Genomic DNA, 17,030 nt, shown 5'->3' with positions numbered 1-17,030 from the left:
CGAGACTGTATGAATCTGGACAAACATTATGTTGACACAACGACTCTTAACAAGTGACAAGGGCGGTATGCTGGTGCTGGGGATTCTCGCCCTCACCTGCATACTGGTGCCCATTTTAAACCTGGCGGTGCCCGAAAGCTCACCGCTGCACGTTTCCACCTTTACCGTCACCCTGCTGGGCAAGTTTCTCTGCTACGCCTTGCTGGCACTGGCGCTCGATCTCATCTGGGGCTACGCCGGTATTCTCTCGCTGGGCCACGGCGCTTTCTTTGCGCTCGGCGGTTACGCCATGGGCATGTACCTGATGCGCCAGATTGGCGACCGGGGCAAATACGGCGATCCGTTACTGCCGGATTTTATGGTGTTTCTCAACTGGCAGGAGCTGCCCTGGTACTGGCACGGCTTTGATATGTTCTGGTTTGCCGCGCTCATGATTATCGTGGTGCCGGGGCTGCTGGCCTGGGTGTTCGGCTGGCTGGCCTTTCGTTCGCGCGTGACCGGTGTTTACTTTGCCATTATCACCCAGGCGCTCACCTACGCGTTGATGCTGGCGTTTTTCCGCAATGAAATGGGCTTTGGCGGCAACAACGGCCTCACCGATTTTAAAGACATTCTCGGCTTTTCCATCACCGCCGACTCCACCCGCATCGGTTTGTTTCTCGCCTCGGGCATAGCGCTGATGGTGGCGTACCTGGCCTGCCGCTACATTGTCACTTCCCGCGCGGGCCGGGTGATTGTCTCCATACGCGATGCCGAATCGCGCACGCGCTTTTCCGGCTATCAGGTCGAGTCCTACAAGCTCTGGCTGTTTGTTTTCTCGGCAGTGCTGGCCGGCATTGCCGGCGCGCTCTACGTGCCGCAGGTGGGCATTATCAACCCGGGTGAATTCTCGCCGCTCAACTCCATTGAGCTGGTGGTGTGGGTCGCCACCGGCGGTCGCGGTACGCTCTACGGCGCGATTGTCGGTGCCTTTAGTGTCAACTACGGCAAAACCATCTTTACCACTTTTTACCCCGAGGCCTGGCTCTTCCCTCTGGGGCTGCTGTTTGTGCTGGTGACCCTGGTACTGCCCAAAGGGCTGGTTGGCCTGCTCGGGCGTTTTACCCGCCGCAAAGCCAGCAAAGCGAGCGAGGAGGACACGCCATGAACCCGTTCAAACACGCACGCAACTGGAGCACCAAAGCGCTGCCGCAAAAGGACCCCAACTTTGGGCACCCGCTGGATACCAGTCACGGCCCCATTCTCTACGTTGAGGGAGTGACCGTCAGCTTCGATGGCTTTAAAGCGCTCAACAACCTCAACCTCTATGTGGATGAAGGCGAGCTGCGCTGCATTATCGGCCCCAACGGCGCCGGTAAAACCACCATGATGGACGTGATTACCGGCAAGACCAAACCCGATGAAGGCAGCGTTTATTTTGGCCAGCAAATCAATTTGCTGGAGCTGTCCGAGCACCAAATCGCCCGCGGCGGTATCGGCCGCAAGTTTCAAAAACCCACGGTCTTTGAGGCGCTCAGCGTCTACGAAAACCTGGAGTTGGCCACTGCCGGGGACAAACGCTTCTGGAAAACCCTGACCCGCGAACTGACCGGGGAGCAGCGCGACCGCATTGACGAGGTGCTGGGCACCGTTGGCCTGGCGGGCTCGCGCAGCAACGATGCCGGCAACCTCTCCCATGGGCAAAAGCAGTGGCTGGAAATCGGCATGCTGTTGATGCAAAGCCCCCGGGTGCTACTGGTGGACGAGCCAGTCGCGGGTATGACCGGCGAAGAAACCGAGCGCACCGCCGAGCTGCTGACCTCGCTCGCGGGCAAACACTCAGTGATTGTGGTGGAGCACGACATGGCCTTTGTCCGCTCCATTGCCCGCCAGGTGACTGTGCTGCATCAGGGGTCCGTGCTCGCCGAGGGCACCATGGATCAGGTACAAAACGATCCCAAAGTGATCGAGGTGTATTTGGGCGAATAAGGCGTTGCGGCAGGCGCCGCAGCTCGCCAGACAAGATTGGAGCAAACCCGTGCTAAACATACAAACCATTAATCAGTACTACGGCCAGAGCCATATCCTCTGGAACCTGACGCTGGATTTGCCCGAGGGCAGCTGCGGCTGCCTGATCGGTCGCAACGGCGTGGGCAAAACCACCCTGCTCAAATGCGTGACCGGCCTGCTGCCCATCAAAGACGGCAGCATCGTCTTTAACGGCAAAGACATCAGCAAAGCCTCTACCGAGGCCCGTGCCCGCACCGGCATTGGCTATGTACCTCAGGGCCGCGAGATTTTCCCCCTGCTCACGGTAGAGGAAAACCTGAAAATCTCCCTTGGCGCACGCAGCGATGGCAAAAAGCAGATACCGGCGCTGATTTACGAGCTGTTTCCCGTACTCAAAGAAATGAAGCACCGCCGCGGCGGCGACCTCTCCGGTGGGCAGCAACAGCAATTGGCCATCGGCCGCGCCCTTGTGCTCGATCCCAAGCTGCTGATACTAGACGAACCCACCGAGGGTATCCAGCCCAATGTAGTGCGCGACATCGGCAACGTCATCCGCAGGCTAAATGAAGAGTTCGGCCTCACCGTTTTGCTGGTCGAGCAAAAGCTGCCTTTTGCCCGCAAAGTCGCGGATCATTTTTACATCATGGAGCGCGGCAAGGTAGAAGCGACCGGGGCGATGGAGGAGTTGAATGAAGAGTTGGTGCAGAGGTATTTGAGTGTTTGATTGCATCAGAGATGCAAAACCATTTTCTTAGCTGGTTGCCCTCTGTCGCCGGGCGGGCGAGTAACTTCTGTCACGCTACAGAAGTTACCAAGAGAGCGCCCCAGAGACCCTGCCCCTGCGGGGTTCCCTCTCTCCAGCCTGTTTTTGAGGGCCGCATCGACAGGCCTTCCATGGCCTGACGATGCTTGTGCGCACTTCCTGTGCGCGCACCCTCAAAAAGCAGGCTTCCGCTCGGCTGGATCTATGGGGAAAAGGGCGCGACTTCTTAGTAGAACTATTCTTTAAGGTGCCGACAGAGTTCAATCTGACGTCATCATACCACGTGGTAGAGCCGCTTCCCTTTTCCCGCTAGTTTCGCCGTTGCAATCTCGCTTGTAGCAGCCGTTCTTAATAGCCCTATGGAACACCAATGATGGCATTGTCATTGTAACGGGGCCTTCGCTAGTGATTACGCCAACCAAGCTTTCATTTTTGGCAACTATGCGGCCATAGATATTTTTGGGGAAATCGTGACCATCTAAATGGTCCGTAGTTAACCTAATACATCTCTCCCAATAGCTATTTTGTTCTGCGCACAGATTTGTCTCATATTGCGCAAGTCGTTTCTCGCCAACACTCTTACCGTGATTCACTCCCGCGACTGGGAAATATATCCAAACAAAAATTAACATTACGACAACGGATACGAATGTTAAAACAGCATAGGAGGAAATAAAAGCCCATAAGGACTGACGTTTCATGAACAGCCAGCTTAATGGCCAATAAATAGTATTAAAAATTATAGGATTCGCTCTTCTGCAGCGAACAAGAAATCGGGAAAAACCAGTATATTTCTTATACGGCCTTACTTTTTTTGAGCGTTGAGACCCAATACTCACTAAAGCCAGAGCTACTAGATAGAAAATAATAAGAGCCAAGCATAAAATAGGAACCGTTAACTTCGACCAGAAACCTACTGTGCTTACACCGATATCTATACTTGCAAAGTACGCCCAAAGTAGAGTTTCTTCCCACTTAACGGGAAAAAGTATGTATTCAAATCCAAGACTTCCGATATAACCCTCATAATAAGCCTTGCCGTATAAATACAGTGCATTGGTTACCAGACCAGACCCGATAATGATAAGTAGTATTTTCTTCAGAACTTTCTGCAAGGTATTGTCGATAGTTATGTCGCTCACTTTTCATCCTTGATAAATTCAAGTTTTCTGTTATTGCCATATCAGCCAATATACTCTGCCTGCTGAGAGATTCTTGGCACGCGGTCTGAAGGATCCGCAGCCATATTCAGCTTACGCAGCTTATTCAATGAAATTTGAAACTGGCCATTGCTTGGTAGTCGCTTGCCGTTAAATTGCTCCCAGATGAGGGCGCCGGGGCCGTTGTAGATTTCCTCGAAGGTGCCATCGGTCGCTATCTTAATCACAATGGTATGCTGGGGTTGGCTTCTGAAGCCGACGGTGTTGGCTTGTGTGGCTTTGATTTCGACTTCCACCCCGCTGTCGCTGATAGCGTCATAGCCTTTATTGGAGGCTGCTTTAAGCTCTAAGTTGTAAGCATCGGCCACCAGACACTCCCCAAGGCTACCGACCATATGCCCATCCGGGGTAAAGTGTCTCCCGGGGAACATGGCCTCCAGCTCATTGACTGTGGCGTAAAGCTGTTTGACCAGGGCGCGGAATTTGGTGTGGTTGATCATATGTGGTAACACCTAAAACCCAAGCTCAAATTGTCTTTCGTCGAGTGGTTTAACACCCATGCTTTAGTACTCCCATTTTTTGTAGTCTTCATTCTCCGACTTCATTGACTCGTACAGCCACACCATACGATCCAGATACCAGCTTTTGCCCAGATAGGCCAGAGCGACTCCCAGTATCGCACCCCAGATTGAATAGTAGACAATCGCCCAAATGGATAAGAGCATCCCAACGGAGGAAATAATGTTGAGAATGGTGTACAGCGGGGTTATGTGAATATCCGGAATTCTGACGTTGTCCCGATTAAGATACACCCTCTCCCCCAGCACGGATTTAGAAGCCCAGTTCTTTGTGGATTTAGGCTTACTAAACAAAACCGGATTAAAGAACATCCACAGAATAGCGACCAAACCCGGAACCAAACACCACCACCCGATCCAGACCCGGCTCCAAAAGGCGAGAACAATAAAGGGCAGAACGGAATAGCGGGTATACACGCTCCAGGGGTTGGCGTGTTTCATCCAGGTTTCATCCGTTAAACGAAAGAGTTTTGCTACCTTTCTTTCTAGTGTCATACAGAATCTCAATCTAGAATAACAGCTTATTTACCTCGAACGACGGAAAGATTCATTAGAAAAAACCGAGCCCAGACATCTAGCATCAGGCCAGCGCTGTTCTCAGTACGGTGCTTCCACATCTTCGAATTCATACTCATTGAAATCATGCAGTAGCTTTGGTTCACCGAACTGGTTAGGATCTATTATAACCACTCTGTAAAGACAACCGCTTTCTGCATATACAATTGATCCATCCACCCACTCTGCCCACTCCCAATTTGGCTTTGAGAACATCCCACCATTTCCGCTATTGAGTACATGCTCGTCCCAATAGCAACCTTTACCCTTGGCAGAGCCCACCTGCTCATGACAGATTTTACGTAGAACCCAGTGTTGATCTAGCGATTTCTCAAAAATAGTTTCGGAGTCCAAACTTGCTTTCTGACCTAAATCTGTTAGCGTCCACCCATCCCTTTGAAGTCGGTTGTAATACACTGATGGGCACTCCCCACCATAACGTCCTTTAGGACTATGTTGGTCTACCTTCGTGACTTCATTTGAGGTGAAAAGTACCTCATGGAAACAGTCGCCATTCAGCCAAAAAGAGCCATCGTTCAAAAAAAGCCCACCGCCATTCCAACAGTCTCCTTTTGCATAAAGCGATATCGCTTTAAGCCAAGGAGTTCGAGCAACAGCGGTCCAGGCTCCCTTAGCCTCAGAACCCCACTTACCGTTCATCGCAAAATAAATCCAATGATCTCCCGATGGAGATATATCAGACCTTCTTTCGTAAATCCGACCTTTCAGCCATTGGGATACCTTAAATGTGTTCCTCTTCCTATTCCACAATAGAATACAAGTTGCCTTAGAAGGCCCCCTTCTTATAATAATGGCCTGCTCGCTATCGCGCGAAATCAAGACGTGCAACCTTGCAGGAAACTTTTCTTTTTTATTCATACAATACATTTAATGAAAAAGTTTACTCAATTCAATAACTCTAAAAATTGGACAAGTAAGCTGTCCCTGTCACTTCGCACTTGAAATTTCTATTAACTTCCGTCACATTCGGCACTTTACCGCCCAGAGAGAAGCGAAATCAGACTTACACCACATAAAACTTCAACCGTCTCAAATTCGCCTCTAAATCGGACGGATCATCGATCGCGTATTTATTACCATATTGGTTTATATAGTCTTTATATATACCTAACCACTTCAGGCCTTGAGGGTGATCCGCCAGGTCCTCTATGTATATCTCTGCAATACTACCCGATGACTGGACAAGCACTGAAATATCTAAAGGGCTCTGAGCAAGCTCTATAGAACGCTGATAAAGCCTCACTCGATCTATAGGATCTTCTGTATCGAGAAAATCAGCTTTCATCGCTGTTAGCTGTGCAAGCTCCCCATGCTTCATTTGCATCTTGGTAATCGTGCGATGAAACTCCACCTGAGCGGCTTTATACTCTTCATGGTTAACCATTTCCAAGATTAGAGACATAAGATTGTCACTTTCTTCTTCGGTAAGTGGTTGTTCAGGTAGCTCCTTGTTCATACACTGCGCCCAGATTGGCTCATAAACTGTAAGTTAACGAATCGAAGTCCCCTGAAAATACTACTATTGAAGCTCTTCCCCTGATAAGTCATCGAGGTTCAATTATTCCAGTGATAGTCTACGGGGTGATTAACAACCAGCATTGGATTCGCCCAAGAATAATCAGTTTCTAAGGTAATGGAAAATCTTTTGAGCGGCGACAACAGCGCTTGGTTATGTTTCAATGCCAATATCCGCTAGACACCCTTCTATTTCATTTCTCTCGAAATGCGTTATGTCTGCTTCCATTCGTCTTCGAAAAAATTCGACCGCCTCGCTCCGAGTCATATTTACAACGTTTGCTGTATGCCACTCGATAAGTTCATTGTCTTCGCTATCGTAAGTCTCCTTCGTCCATTCGATGACTAATTTTGAAGCTGTGAGACTTATTACTTCTTCGCTATAGCCTTGGTAGGAGATTAGATCGTTTATTGCTTGAGCCCCTTCAATTGGAGGAACCCCGGTCTTGCGGATTGCGTCAACCAGCTCAATGAGTCGCGCACTAACCTCAGCGACCTCAAGAACCGATGGCAGTTTTTTGATGTCGGCAACGGTTTCTATCTTCATGGATTAATGCCTCAAGCAGGGCCCGCGTTAGCGAGTCTCGGCGCGAAGCGCCATTTCTTCCTTGACTTTTTAATGGGCATAATTCTTGTCACCTAGCCTTTTAATAACTTGCATTACTCCCAAAACGAATAGGCCAAAAATGACCCCAACTTTGAAATAGGTGTTTATCAGGAGCCACTGCCAGCTGGATGCCTGATCGTTGGGACCAAATAGGAATAGTAGCCAATATGCTAGACAAGCGATGCCATAGGCGGATGCCACCGTTACAAGCAACCTTACCCAGACACGAGAAAGTGGCCAGGTAGACGCGGCGACTATCATTGCTCCTAATATTGTGACTATAAAGCCCATCGAGAATGCCTATTAGCGCCGCGTTCACCGGATTGTCCGGTGCAACGCTTGGTTATGTCTATCGTTGATACTGTTCGTCAATTTCTTCAGCAATTTGCACGAAGCCTGCGTGCTCATTTCGAAGATATGACCAGTATATTCGAGCATCTGGCTCTCCCATTGATTCACTGGTTCCCGCAAAGTAGTCTTCTAGTCGCTCGATTGCATGTAGGTATTGGTCAAGATCGAATTTTGTATACTCGCTAAGCTCATTTCTTTCTTCCAGAGCGCCTTGGAACTTTTCGTACGTTTCTTTGAGCATCCGAAGATTAGATCGTCCAAACTCCCGGTCACCGGGGGAATAGGCCCAAATGCCTTGGCCGATTTTTTCGAAGAAGTAACCCATCGCCGACGGGAATACATCTCGCAGTAGTGACCCCTTAAAAGTTTTCTTGTGCATTCTATCGGCCTCTACAAGTTTATCTGCGATTACCGTGTAACCCGAGATCACTTCAGCTAGTTGGTTTTTCACCATAACTGGAATATTGACATTGATCATATCGAAGTTTCTTTGTTCGGAATGTCGCAGTAGGTCGAAGCCGTGTTTTGACATCGACATTCTGGATATATAGTTGTAGTAACGCTCGCCCTTCTGATTCTGCTTGGTAGGGTGCCCTATGGACGCGTTACGTATACCTCTTATTTCCATCAGAGTAGGCGACGGGTTTAGCCGAATTTTGAATGCCTCACTCAAATGACGCAGGGCGTCTTGCTGCAAAAAAAGAGACTGCAACAAACCGTATGTGTAAATGTATTGGAGCCCAGAGTCCTCTGGGAATTCGCTAGCTCCATACGAGCCTATTGCGTATATCGTGTCACCGATAACATCAAGGGAGCTGCATATCTGATTCCAATTCGACGAATCTTCGAGCAGATCGACTTGATAACGATGAGTATTGATGTGATCTCGAATCACCGCCTCAAGGTCACCAATTTGATATATCAATGATCCGATTTCCACCTGGTTGACTCACTCCTGGTTGTAGACATAACGCTTTTCTTCTGCGAAAAAAATGCACTGGCGCAGCTTTACGCAAGAAAAGTACATGACAATGCATTTTTGTCCGACTGCAAGAATTTGTTAGGCATAAGTTTATCTTGGCCCCTTGCCAATTACGGACTCAACCCTAGACTGAAGCCTTTGCGCTAATTCCTCTGCAGTCTCCCAGTCAATACAGTTGAACTGACGGATATCAAAATGAAGACCGGACATCTCATCCTTCCTGCATGTCCAGAATATTGGGAGACCAATCCCCATCGCGTAACCGGCCTCGAAATAAACACCGCCCCGATGTCCCGTAAAATCGGCTACGAGAAATCTTGAAGTATTTATTTGGTTGATAATTTCATCGTCGATCCGGTTAATGTGTTCAATCTTGTCCATTCTCGTTGGCTCATAGCCAGAATTAACAAGAGCAAGCTGAAAGCCATTTGAATAGATTTCGTCCAGGTCAGGTTGAAATGACATAGCTACAAAGCCCTTGATAGAGCTTGACGTCTTGCCCTTCAGCTCTTCAAGCCTCATGTAGCCCCCTGGAAGAATCTCACAACCGCCTGCTAAGGTTTTGGCTTCAGCTAGCCGCTGATCTTTTAGCATACTCAGCAGAAAGTGTACGTCATTCTTATCAGACGAATACGTTGCAGCCAAGAAACGCGGCTCTTGAATATTAAAGCTTTCGCCAAGCCCTTTCATACCCGACTCTGCCTCAAGCAATATGCCGTAGGCTCTTTCAACAACTGACGGAAGAGGCGAGTCCGCAATTCTTTGCAAAGTGTCAGAAGTAATCATTGGTACTGTTCCATTTCTGTTCTGGGCTCTAACCCAGCCCGACAGTTTAGCGCGGCGCTCTTTTCCATGAGGTTGGCGTATTAGTGAGCATGCAGTACCAGAAATCTTGAAATCACCGCATCTTGGACAATTTTGATGGATCCCATCAAATCCACCTGATGGAATGGTTTGGGCCAACTGGTCTGCGCAAACTTCACACTTGTCATTATCTGAATCTGAAACCATTCCCGATCCTTATTTGCCTAACGCCCGCAACACCGGGCAATTTGTAGCGCAGCGGAAAATTGGTCCGAGTGCTTGCGATTGTTATATTTCGTTGTCATGGTGCTACATCCGGAATTGAAGATTGTGTCGTTGGCTGCAGCTTAGACACAGTCTTGGGATTAAGAGCAATTTTCCATACACCAATCAACATGCCCAAGACATCTACAAACAACGCTGCCCCAGCTGCCGTCACTACCGCCTCTGGGAATTCTTTGTTGTTAAACAGGATGTAAACCGAAACAACCATCACCGCCACAAGCAAAACTATTGAGGAGAACCCCATCGCTAGTCGCAAAATAAACCACCATTGATCGTGGGACTTAGCTTGATCAAATGTCTCTCTTTCTTGCCTAAGTTGTTCTGACGCTCTTTCTAAGATAACAGGATTAAGCTCTTCATTACTTGTCATGACGAGCCTCCATATCTTTCAAAGTAGCGTGGATTTCTTCGATTTTTTTTAAAACTTCATCCTTGTGGGGCTGCTCCTTCCTCATATACAGCAATGAGCCGAGCATTGACGCTACAGCTCCAACAAGGAATGCGAGAACCCATTCGAAATTGGAGTATTCAATTTTTGCGACCCAACCAAGAAGACCTACAGATGCGGCGATGGAGGAAATCAAAGTCGCTATCATCGTGATAAAGAACATTTGTCGAGAACGAAACTTCTTATGTTCCTCATGCTCAAGGCTTTTGAGCATGAGTAGCTTCTTCTCAATTTCAATATTCTCGACTTTTGTTTCTAGGTCTTGTTGGATAGATGTTTTCTTGTCGCTAGCTAGGCTTTGCACAATTTTTGACATACCGGATTCAAAATCCTGGCCTTTTGATATGTCTAAATACAGGTAGTCCTTTAGGAAAAAGGGGATTTCGGAGTTTTTCTCAACAACAATTGGAATTAACTTAACTTCTTTTCCTTTCAGCTTATTGTTGAGTGCAAGGGACATCTCTTGATGAACCCACCTGCTCTTTTCTGTATTCTTTGATATGACAAACAGCACAGCATCGGAGGAGCTAATAGCCTCATTAATTGACGAAGCTAGGTTTGAGCCCATTGAAATATCAGTCTTATCATCAAAGACATCAATATCTCTGTGCGCCAAATAATTCCGAATATTTTTGGCTATTTGAGCGTCTTCACTTGTATGACTAATGAATACCTTCATCTATGCTTCCAAGAAATATAACAGCTAATTCAAAAGCCTAAGTAAAATTCCCCACGGCAGTATAACTCCCCTCGGAAGCTGGTGAGGAAATTGCCGTAGATCAATGACAAAGAAGAGAAATTAGCGATTTTTGACATCTCCTTGTCCGGGGAAAGAAAGACTGCGTCTTTATAATTCTGAATGTATTCGATTTTAGGTGCCAATACAACTGAATACTAAGTCACTGAAAAACAATCGGAATTTTACCTTTGAGCCGCGCCTGGCGCAGCGTTCCCCTTGATACCTTATGAAAAACGGGCGCAAGGTCGTAGCAATCAGCACAATAATGAATTTCGGGCTCTGTGCGTGAGTGTCCTTCACTAGAGTCTACTCGCCGGTCTAAACTTGGGCCGGGCGCACTAAGTTGGCGCATTTTTCTGCTTTCTCTCTTCGTATTTTTGTTGTGGCGGGCCCGGTTGCGGGGCTCTCGGTCTATGGCACCTTAATTGCTTCGCTTCACCTTCTGACCACCACACGAATCGGGAGAGCCAAGCGATGGGCAGCTTTGGAAAGTCATGGGGGCGAGATCGAACAGAGCGGGAACTGCAGAACATTCTACAGGGCAGCGATCTGACCCAGCGGCTTGAGGCAACCGATCCCACCAGCCGCCTCTTTGATGTGTTTCTGGAACGGCTTCAGAAGCGGCTGGGGCAGAGCGTTTCCGCGGCGGTGACCATCGCCGGGCAGGCCCCAATTCTGGGCCGTATGGCAGAAAGTACCGCCACCGCCGGGCGCGAGTTGAGTCAGGCGGCTGACACCATCGCCAGCACCAGCAAAGAGGTGTCCACGACACTCGCCTCCGAGCTTGTTCCAGGGGCCAACGATATGGCCCGACTGTCGCGGGAGGTGGCCAGCTCGGTTCGGCAATGCGAGACCGGTATCGATCAGACACTGGGCCACTTCGGCGCTATCAACCGCAGTGAAAGGGACCTGGAAGGTGCGATCGGTAAACTGCAGGAGCAGCTCGAAGAGGTGACCAACGTAATCGGCGTGATCGCCGAGATCTCCAAGCAGACGAATCTGCTGTCGCTCAACGCCGCCATCGAGGCCGCGCGCGCCGGGGCGCATGGTGCCGGCTTTGCAGTGGTAGCCGAGGAAGTTCGACGGCTGGCGCAACACGCGACCGAATCCACCAATCAGGTATCCGACATTGTTCAGCAGTTTCGCGCTGATATGACCCAATTGACCAGTGCCGGCAGCCAGATGCAGCAAGCCGTGTCGGCCGGTGAGGCAGGCGTCGAACAGATGCGCACGGAGCTGAGCAAAGCGCGTTCTGCCATGGATGATCTGGACACCCGCGTCAGCTCCATTGCCTCTGGCACCGAGCAAATCGGTGCGGCGGTGTCAGCGATGAATAACGACGTACACACCGTCGCCGACGCTGCCGGTGAACTACTGGGCAACGCCGAGAAAATGGGTGAAACCAGCGCAGCGATTCATGACCAGAGTAATCACTTGCTGGAAGGGCTCGGCGGCTTTCACCTGGATCTGCACAAGCAGGCGCGCCAAGCCGTGGTTCGCCTCGCGCAGGAGTCCGCGCTGTGTGCCGGCTCAGAGGCTCAGGCGGAGCGAGAGCTGGAACAGGCCCTGGCCCAGGATAACCGGTTTGAGCTGCTTTACCTGGTAGGACGTGACGGTAAGCAGCTGACCGCCAACTGCTTCGCTCAGGACCTTAGTCACCTGGACGGCACTCAGGCGCGCGGCAAAGACTGGCGGCAACGCCATTGGTTCAAGGCGGTGCTGGAAAGCAAGCAGCCCCACATCACCGATGTCTATCGCTCAGCAGCGACTGAAGCGTTTTGTTTTACGGTGGCGGTGCCTATTGTCGATGATCGAGGTGAGCTGGTGCGCGTGCTGGGTGCTGACCTAAGGCTTTCGGCGCTTACTTCCTGACCCGCTCGTCGCTGGCGCTGTTGCCGATCGCAGCCTTTTCTTGGGATTAACTCGCATGAGCAGTTGATGGCTCGGCCAGAAAATGGTTAATGCACCGATGGTGCTTTCAGTGTGTGAGGATTCTTGACTTTTTGTTACAACAGAATCCTCGTTAGGTTGATGTGCCCGCCCTGGCGGGTGATAGTCCAAAACCTAACGCATGTTTCAGAAGACCGGAATGGACGCTGAATTTTTTGGCATAGTGAAGCGGCGCCACAAAAGACCGATGGAATGCATGTTTACAGGAACGACTTACTATAAGTATTGTTTGCCCCACATGTTCTCGTAGAGCTGTTTGATATTTTCCGGAAATAGCTTCCAGCCCCAAGCTTTTAGCTTCTGATCCTTGATATCCCACATTAGTGATTCGGTATAGTAGACATCTATATATTCCCTTTCTACGTCTGAAGCGTGTTTTAGCTTATCAGACATGTAATTCAAATGCCTCAACGCAGTTTCTGAATCTTTCTCCTTTATTGAATCAGTTGTTGCTTGGGAAAAACACTCAAACATCTGGGTATACATTTTATCTTCAGGATCTATTTCTAAAGCTTTCATCTGTTTATCTATTCTTTTTCGAACGTCAGGAAACTCTCGCTTTATCGCAGAGATGAAGCTTTCGGCTATTTGGTCTCTATCCATAGTAATTAGAGTGCCGCGTACAGAGGCGCGAGATTGCGAGCGCCCTGCCGACGCTTGCGGCGGCAAACCGGTACGCCTGGTTAAGTGGTGATACTGCCATACAGCACAATACCGTAAAACGCGGACGCAACCACCGCAATAAATATTGAGAATTGCTTGCGCACGAGTCGTTCTTTGTGAAGCCACCGAATCAAAGGTACGGCGGCGGCAAACCAAAACGTAAAAACGATCAGAGATATACCAATTTTTCCATCAGCAGCCAAATACAAAGCCCCGAATGGCGGCCCCATCAAAGCGAGTAGAATTAGCCGTGCTTCGAGAGTATCGACTGGAGCTTTATATTTCATAAACCCACTTAACACTTAAATCGTGCGCATGCACAGTATCACCCATCGCAATGACGTCAGAAAGGCTGCCCAAACGTCTGAACTATAAGCCATTTAGTCAATTTTGAGTTTTTGGGAAGGAAGGCAAAGCGCGCATGCGCATTATCGCGCGGGCAGCGGTCTTGTTATCTAACCTTCCGAACTGGTTACGTTTTAAACTATAAATCTTTTTCTGCTGTTTGGAAACCGAAAGGTGTACCAGGTTTCTGCCAACGCCTGCCGCGCCGCTGCAGGGTGTACTGCCGGTATAAAAGCACCCTCTGGCGGGTGCTTTTGGCTGAGTCGGGTATGGTTACTTGGCTAGCCCTTGATCTGTTCTTCCACTTGGCGGTCCAGTTCTTTTGCCATGTCGGGCGGAATGCCCAGGGCTTTGGCGAGTTGATCCAGCCAGGCGCGCTCCATGGGGTTTTGCTCGTCGACGATGATGGCGCTGACCAGGTAGATTTCGCGACCGGCCTGTGGGGAGTCGGCGCTGTGCGCGAGAGCGTCGGCGTCCAGGGGCGCGTCGAACTGTTGTTGAATCCAGGCGTGGAGTTCATCGTCGGGGCCCAGGGTTTCGATTTCCTGGGTAAGCATGGCGCGTTCATTGGCGTCGATGTGTCCATCCGCCCGGGCGGCCATGATCATGGCCTGCAGAATTTCCAGGCCGCGCTGTTCCTGAGCCTGGCCTTGTAGCTGCTCCAGTGGCTGGCCCTGTTGGGCGCTGGCCTGGGGGGCGGTGGCAGCGGCGCCGTCGGCCTGGTACTTTTGGTAGGCTTTCCAGGCGAGAAAACCCACGCCGGCCAGGGCGCCGTATTTGATGGCTTTACCGCCCATTTTGCGGCCGCGCTTGGAGCCGATCATCAGGCCCAGGGCGCCGCCACCCAAGAGGCTTTTCAGGTCGATGCCGCCGGTGCCTTTGCCGCCCGAAAACTGCGAAGAGAGCCCCGACATCATCTTACCCACATCCATACCGCCGCCGGCGCTGCTGCCGGAGGACTGGCCGCCGGCTTGTTTCATTAACTGATTCAGGATCGAAGAGGCGTTCATGCGTATTTCCTTTCTGGGTCATTCAAGGGGTTAAGATAAGCCAAGTCGTTATCAAAACGCCAGATAGCTCGGCTAAAGACTCCCGGGCCTGCAATCAGTTCCGGGGCTCGCCCGGGGGCCGCCCTTTATACCCCCTCTGTAGGTGAAGGCCGAACGGTGAACGCCTTGAGCTTCTGGTAAAAGTGCTGCCCCTGTTCACTGCCCAGCTCGCTGGCGCGCGCGGCGTCTTCCATGGCGGCGGGATAGTTTTCCAGTTGGAAGTAGGTGATGCCGCGCTGCATCACGGCGTCGGCTGAGGTGGTGTTGCGGCTCAGGAAGTCGTCCCAGTGAGCGATTATCTCCTCCAGCCGGGCCAAGCGGTAGAGAGCAAAGTCCAGCCATTTAAAATACTCGTACTCGTTGGGCTTTAGCTCTATCAGCTGCAGCAGGCTTTGCTCGGCCTCGGCGTTCATGCCCAGGGCCAGCTGGGCCTTGGCGTGAATAAACAGCTGATTCTCATCGTATTTAGAGGGCTCGGTTTTCACCACCTCGCGGGCCCAGTTTTTGTCCATGCCCTTTACATAGTCGTTGGTGGTTCTGGCAAACAGGGTTTTGCGAAAATTCGCGATGTATTCATCCTCGCTATCGAGCGCATAGGCGCGCTGGATATCGGCGACGGCGTCGGCATAAAAGCCGCCGTAATAGAGCGCTCTGGAGCGCCAGTAGTAATGGCCGGCAATGTCCGGGCGCAGCACCATGGCCTGGCTTAGGGCCTTAACGGCTTCCGGGTAGCGCTCGAGCTTGTACAGACTCCTGCCCCGATAATATGAATAGGTGGGGTGTGCGCCGGCCTTAAGCGCCTCATCAAACGAGGCCAACGCCTCCTCGTACTCTTTTTTGCGATAGTGCGCGAGCCCCTGGTCGAAGATCGGGTAGTTTTTAAAGGCCTGCAGGCGCGGATTGGCCTTCAGGGTTTTTGGCTCAAGCTCGACAAAGTCCTGCACCAGCGCTTCCGATCCGCCCCAACGCGGCTCAAGACCCTGCACGTAAGACCAGCGCAAGACATAGGAGTTGGGGTAAAACTTGAGCCCCCGGGACAGCACTTGCCTGGACACATTGCGGTCACCCTCCGTGCGCGCCATGTCAATCAGTACCCAGTAGGCGGGCAGCGCCCGCTCATTGAGTGCCAGCACCTGGCGCAGATCCCTTTGGGCCAGGTCAAAGGCGCTGCGCATCCGCGAGATATTGGCGCTGGGCGTTCTGTGGGCATAGGCGCCGCCGCGCTCACTCCAGCCACGCTGCTCGTAGTAGATGGCGCGGGCCAGATAGGGCTGATAACTTTTCGGAAAGGCCTCAATCCACTGATTGAGCAAGGTTTCGGTCTCAGCTGAGGTCACGGCGAAAATGTCGTAAGCCGCACGCAGCGTGAGTTCACGCACAATGTCGCTCTGCACTTCGCGCAGGCGCAGCTCCAAAGCATCGTTCAGCGCGGCGAATTCACGTTGGATAAACAGATGCCGCAGCGCCAGGGCGTCACTGTAGGCGGGCCGGCTGTAGGCCACGTCGTCAACATTGAGCGGCTGGCGCACCGAGCTCGGCGACTGAATCGGCGCAGCGGCCGGTTCGGGTGCAGGCGCCGACTCGGCGGCCGGGGCCTCAGTGGCCTGGCCCGGCGGTGGTTTGTCGCTGTAGTGGGTGCGCCCGTGCTCATCCTTCCACTGATACAGCTGGGCGCAGGCAGGGTAAGAGACAAACAAAACCGAAAATAAACACAACCACCGCATAACTTTCCTCCGTGACGAATGAAGCTTCCTGGCATCTACTTCAAAACTCAGCCGGTACAAACAAGGGTCGGCTGGCGCCCTACCCTCAAAAAAACGTAAACCCAAACAGCGGGCGATGCTGGCCCGCTTACACCAGTTTTTCTCTGAACATAAAGAATACCGCCCCCAGCAGACATAGGCCAGCCCACAGATAATCCAGCTTCAAGGGCTCTTTCAGGTACAGCAAGGTGAAAGGCACAAACACCGACAGCGTGATCACCTCTTGGATGATCTTTAACTGCCCCACACTCAGCACGCTGTAGCCGATGCGGTTGGCCGGCACCTGAAACATATATTCAAACAGCGCAATCCCCCAACTGACCAGGGCAGCCACCAACCACGGCTTACTGTTTAACTCCTTTAAATGCGCATACCACGCAAATGTCATAAACACATTACTGCAAATCAACAGCAATACCGATACGACCACTGGGTTCATATTGATTTTCTCTGAATACACTTA

At 51.0% G+C, this 17,030-nt stretch carries 19 protein-coding genes; 4 read left to right on the top strand and 15 right to left on the bottom strand.

Going from position 1 to position 17,030, the window contains the following annotated elements:
* Positions 1–28: 28 nt before the first annotated feature.
* The 3 genes from urtC to urtE are packed head-to-tail and all read left to right on the top strand — an operon-like array spanning position 29 to position 2,713.
* Positions 29–1,147, top strand: a complete 1,119-nt coding sequence (gene urtC, locus QWI16_RS16420) for an urea ABC transporter permease subunit UrtC (protein WP_302714770.1) — start codon at positions 29–31, stop codon at positions 1,145–1,147.
* Positions 1,144–1,968: an urea ABC transporter ATP-binding protein UrtD gene (urtD, locus tag QWI16_RS16415; RefSeq protein ID WP_302714768.1), complete on the top strand. Its 825-nt coding sequence runs from the start codon at positions 1,144–1,146 to the stop codon at positions 1,966–1,968. The genes urtC and urtD overlap by 4 nt, the downstream gene beginning before the upstream one ends.
* A gap of 49 nt (positions 1,969–2,017) precedes the next feature.
* Complete coding sequence (gene urtE / locus QWI16_RS16410; protein ID WP_302714767.1) at positions 2,018–2,713, top strand: urea ABC transporter ATP-binding subunit UrtE; 696 nt, start codon at positions 2,018–2,020, stop codon at positions 2,711–2,713.
* Between the two features lie 299 nt (positions 2,714–3,012).
* On the opposite strand, the gene QWI16_RS16405 is transcribed toward urtE, so the two are convergent.
* The 10 genes from QWI16_RS16405 to QWI16_RS16360 form a co-directional block, all read right to left on the bottom strand.
* Positions 3,013–3,894 (bottom strand): hypothetical protein, encoded by an 882-nt coding sequence (locus QWI16_RS16405; protein WP_302714764.1) that lies wholly within the window; start codon positions 3,892–3,894, stop codon positions 3,013–3,015.
* A 41-nt stretch (positions 3,895–3,935) separates the two neighbouring features.
* The gene (locus QWI16_RS16400) at positions 3,936–4,412 is read right to left on the bottom strand and encodes a DUF6998 domain-containing protein (protein WP_302714762.1); all 477 of its coding nucleotides are present in this window, start codon (positions 4,410–4,412) and stop codon (positions 3,936–3,938) included.
* Positions 4,413–4,475: 63 nt separating this feature from the next.
* Positions 4,476–4,985 (bottom strand): DUF6653 family protein, encoded by a 510-nt coding sequence (locus QWI16_RS16395; protein WP_302714759.1) that lies wholly within the window; start codon positions 4,983–4,985, stop codon positions 4,476–4,478.
* A gap of 102 nt (positions 4,986–5,087) precedes the next feature.
* Positions 5,088–5,924, bottom strand: coding sequence for a hypothetical protein (locus tag QWI16_RS16390; protein WP_302714756.1), 837 nt, complete (start codon positions 5,922–5,924; stop codon positions 5,088–5,090).
* A 145-nt stretch (positions 5,925–6,069) separates the two neighbouring features.
* On the bottom strand, positions 6,070–6,522 hold the full coding sequence (locus tag QWI16_RS16385) for a hypothetical protein (protein ID WP_302714755.1): 453 nt from the start codon (positions 6,520–6,522) through the stop codon (positions 6,070–6,072).
* A 213-nt stretch (positions 6,523–6,735) separates the two neighbouring features.
* Entirely contained in the window at positions 6,736–7,128 is a 393-nt protein-coding gene (locus QWI16_RS16380) for a hypothetical protein (protein ID WP_302714754.1), read from the bottom strand.
* Positions 7,129–7,537: 409 nt separating this feature from the next.
* Positions 7,538–8,479: a hypothetical protein gene (locus QWI16_RS16375; protein ID WP_302714752.1), complete on the bottom strand. Its 942-nt coding sequence runs from the start codon at positions 8,477–8,479 to the stop codon at positions 7,538–7,540.
* Positions 8,480–8,611: 132 nt separating this feature from the next.
* Positions 8,612–9,532, bottom strand: a complete 921-nt coding sequence (locus tag QWI16_RS16370) for a hypothetical protein (protein ID WP_302714750.1) — start codon at positions 9,530–9,532, stop codon at positions 8,612–8,614.
* A gap of 94 nt (positions 9,533–9,626) precedes the next feature.
* Positions 9,627–9,980 (bottom strand): hypothetical protein, encoded by a 354-nt coding sequence (locus tag QWI16_RS16365; RefSeq protein ID WP_302714748.1) that lies wholly within the window; start codon positions 9,978–9,980, stop codon positions 9,627–9,629.
* Positions 9,970–10,737, bottom strand: a complete 768-nt coding sequence (locus QWI16_RS16360) for a toll/interleukin-1 receptor domain-containing protein (protein ID WP_302714745.1) — start codon at positions 10,735–10,737, stop codon at positions 9,970–9,972. Before QWI16_RS16360 ends, QWI16_RS16365 begins: the two co-directional genes overlap by 11 nt.
* Before the next feature lie 534 nt (positions 10,738–11,271).
* On the opposite strand from QWI16_RS16360, the gene QWI16_RS16355 reads away from it, so the two are divergent.
* Positions 11,272–12,669 (top strand): methyl-accepting chemotaxis protein, encoded by a 1,398-nt coding sequence (locus QWI16_RS16355; RefSeq protein WP_302714743.1) that lies wholly within the window; start codon positions 11,272–11,274, stop codon positions 12,667–12,669.
* Between the two features lie 294 nt (positions 12,670–12,963).
* Here the strand turns inward: QWI16_RS16355 and QWI16_RS16350 are convergent, their stop codons facing one another.
* The 5 genes from QWI16_RS16350 to QWI16_RS16330 form a co-directional block, all read right to left on the bottom strand.
* Positions 12,964–13,350 carry a DUF7674 family protein gene (locus QWI16_RS16350; RefSeq protein ID WP_302714740.1) on the bottom strand — a complete coding sequence of 129 codons (387 nt, stop codon included), beginning with the start codon at positions 13,348–13,350 and terminating at the stop codon, positions 12,964–12,966.
* 80 nt (positions 13,351–13,430) lie between these two features.
* Positions 13,431–13,697: a hypothetical protein gene (locus tag QWI16_RS16345; RefSeq protein WP_302714737.1), complete on the bottom strand. Its 267-nt coding sequence runs from the start codon at positions 13,695–13,697 to the stop codon at positions 13,431–13,433.
* Positions 13,698–14,036: 339 nt separating this feature from the next.
* Positions 14,037–14,765 (bottom strand): tellurite resistance TerB family protein, encoded by a 729-nt coding sequence (locus QWI16_RS16340; RefSeq protein ID WP_302714735.1) that lies wholly within the window; start codon positions 14,763–14,765, stop codon positions 14,037–14,039.
* 125 nt (positions 14,766–14,890) lie between these two features.
* Entirely contained in the window at positions 14,891–16,528 is a 1,638-nt protein-coding gene (locus QWI16_RS16335) for a DUF4124 domain-containing protein (RefSeq protein WP_302714733.1), read from the bottom strand.
* Between the two features lie 127 nt (positions 16,529–16,655).
* Positions 16,656–17,006 (bottom strand): DMT family protein, encoded by a 351-nt coding sequence (locus QWI16_RS16330; RefSeq protein WP_302714731.1) that lies wholly within the window; start codon positions 17,004–17,006, stop codon positions 16,656–16,658.
* Positions 17,007–17,030: the final 24 nt, after the last annotated feature.

The organism is Gilvimarinus algae (assembly GCF_030518215.1).
Taxonomy (GTDB): Bacteria; Pseudomonadota; Gammaproteobacteria; order Pseudomonadales; family Cellvibrionaceae; genus Gilvimarinus; species Gilvimarinus algae.
The sequence above is the reverse complement of the archived record's forward strand: the minus strand, read 5'-3'. Positions and strand labels throughout refer to the sequence as shown.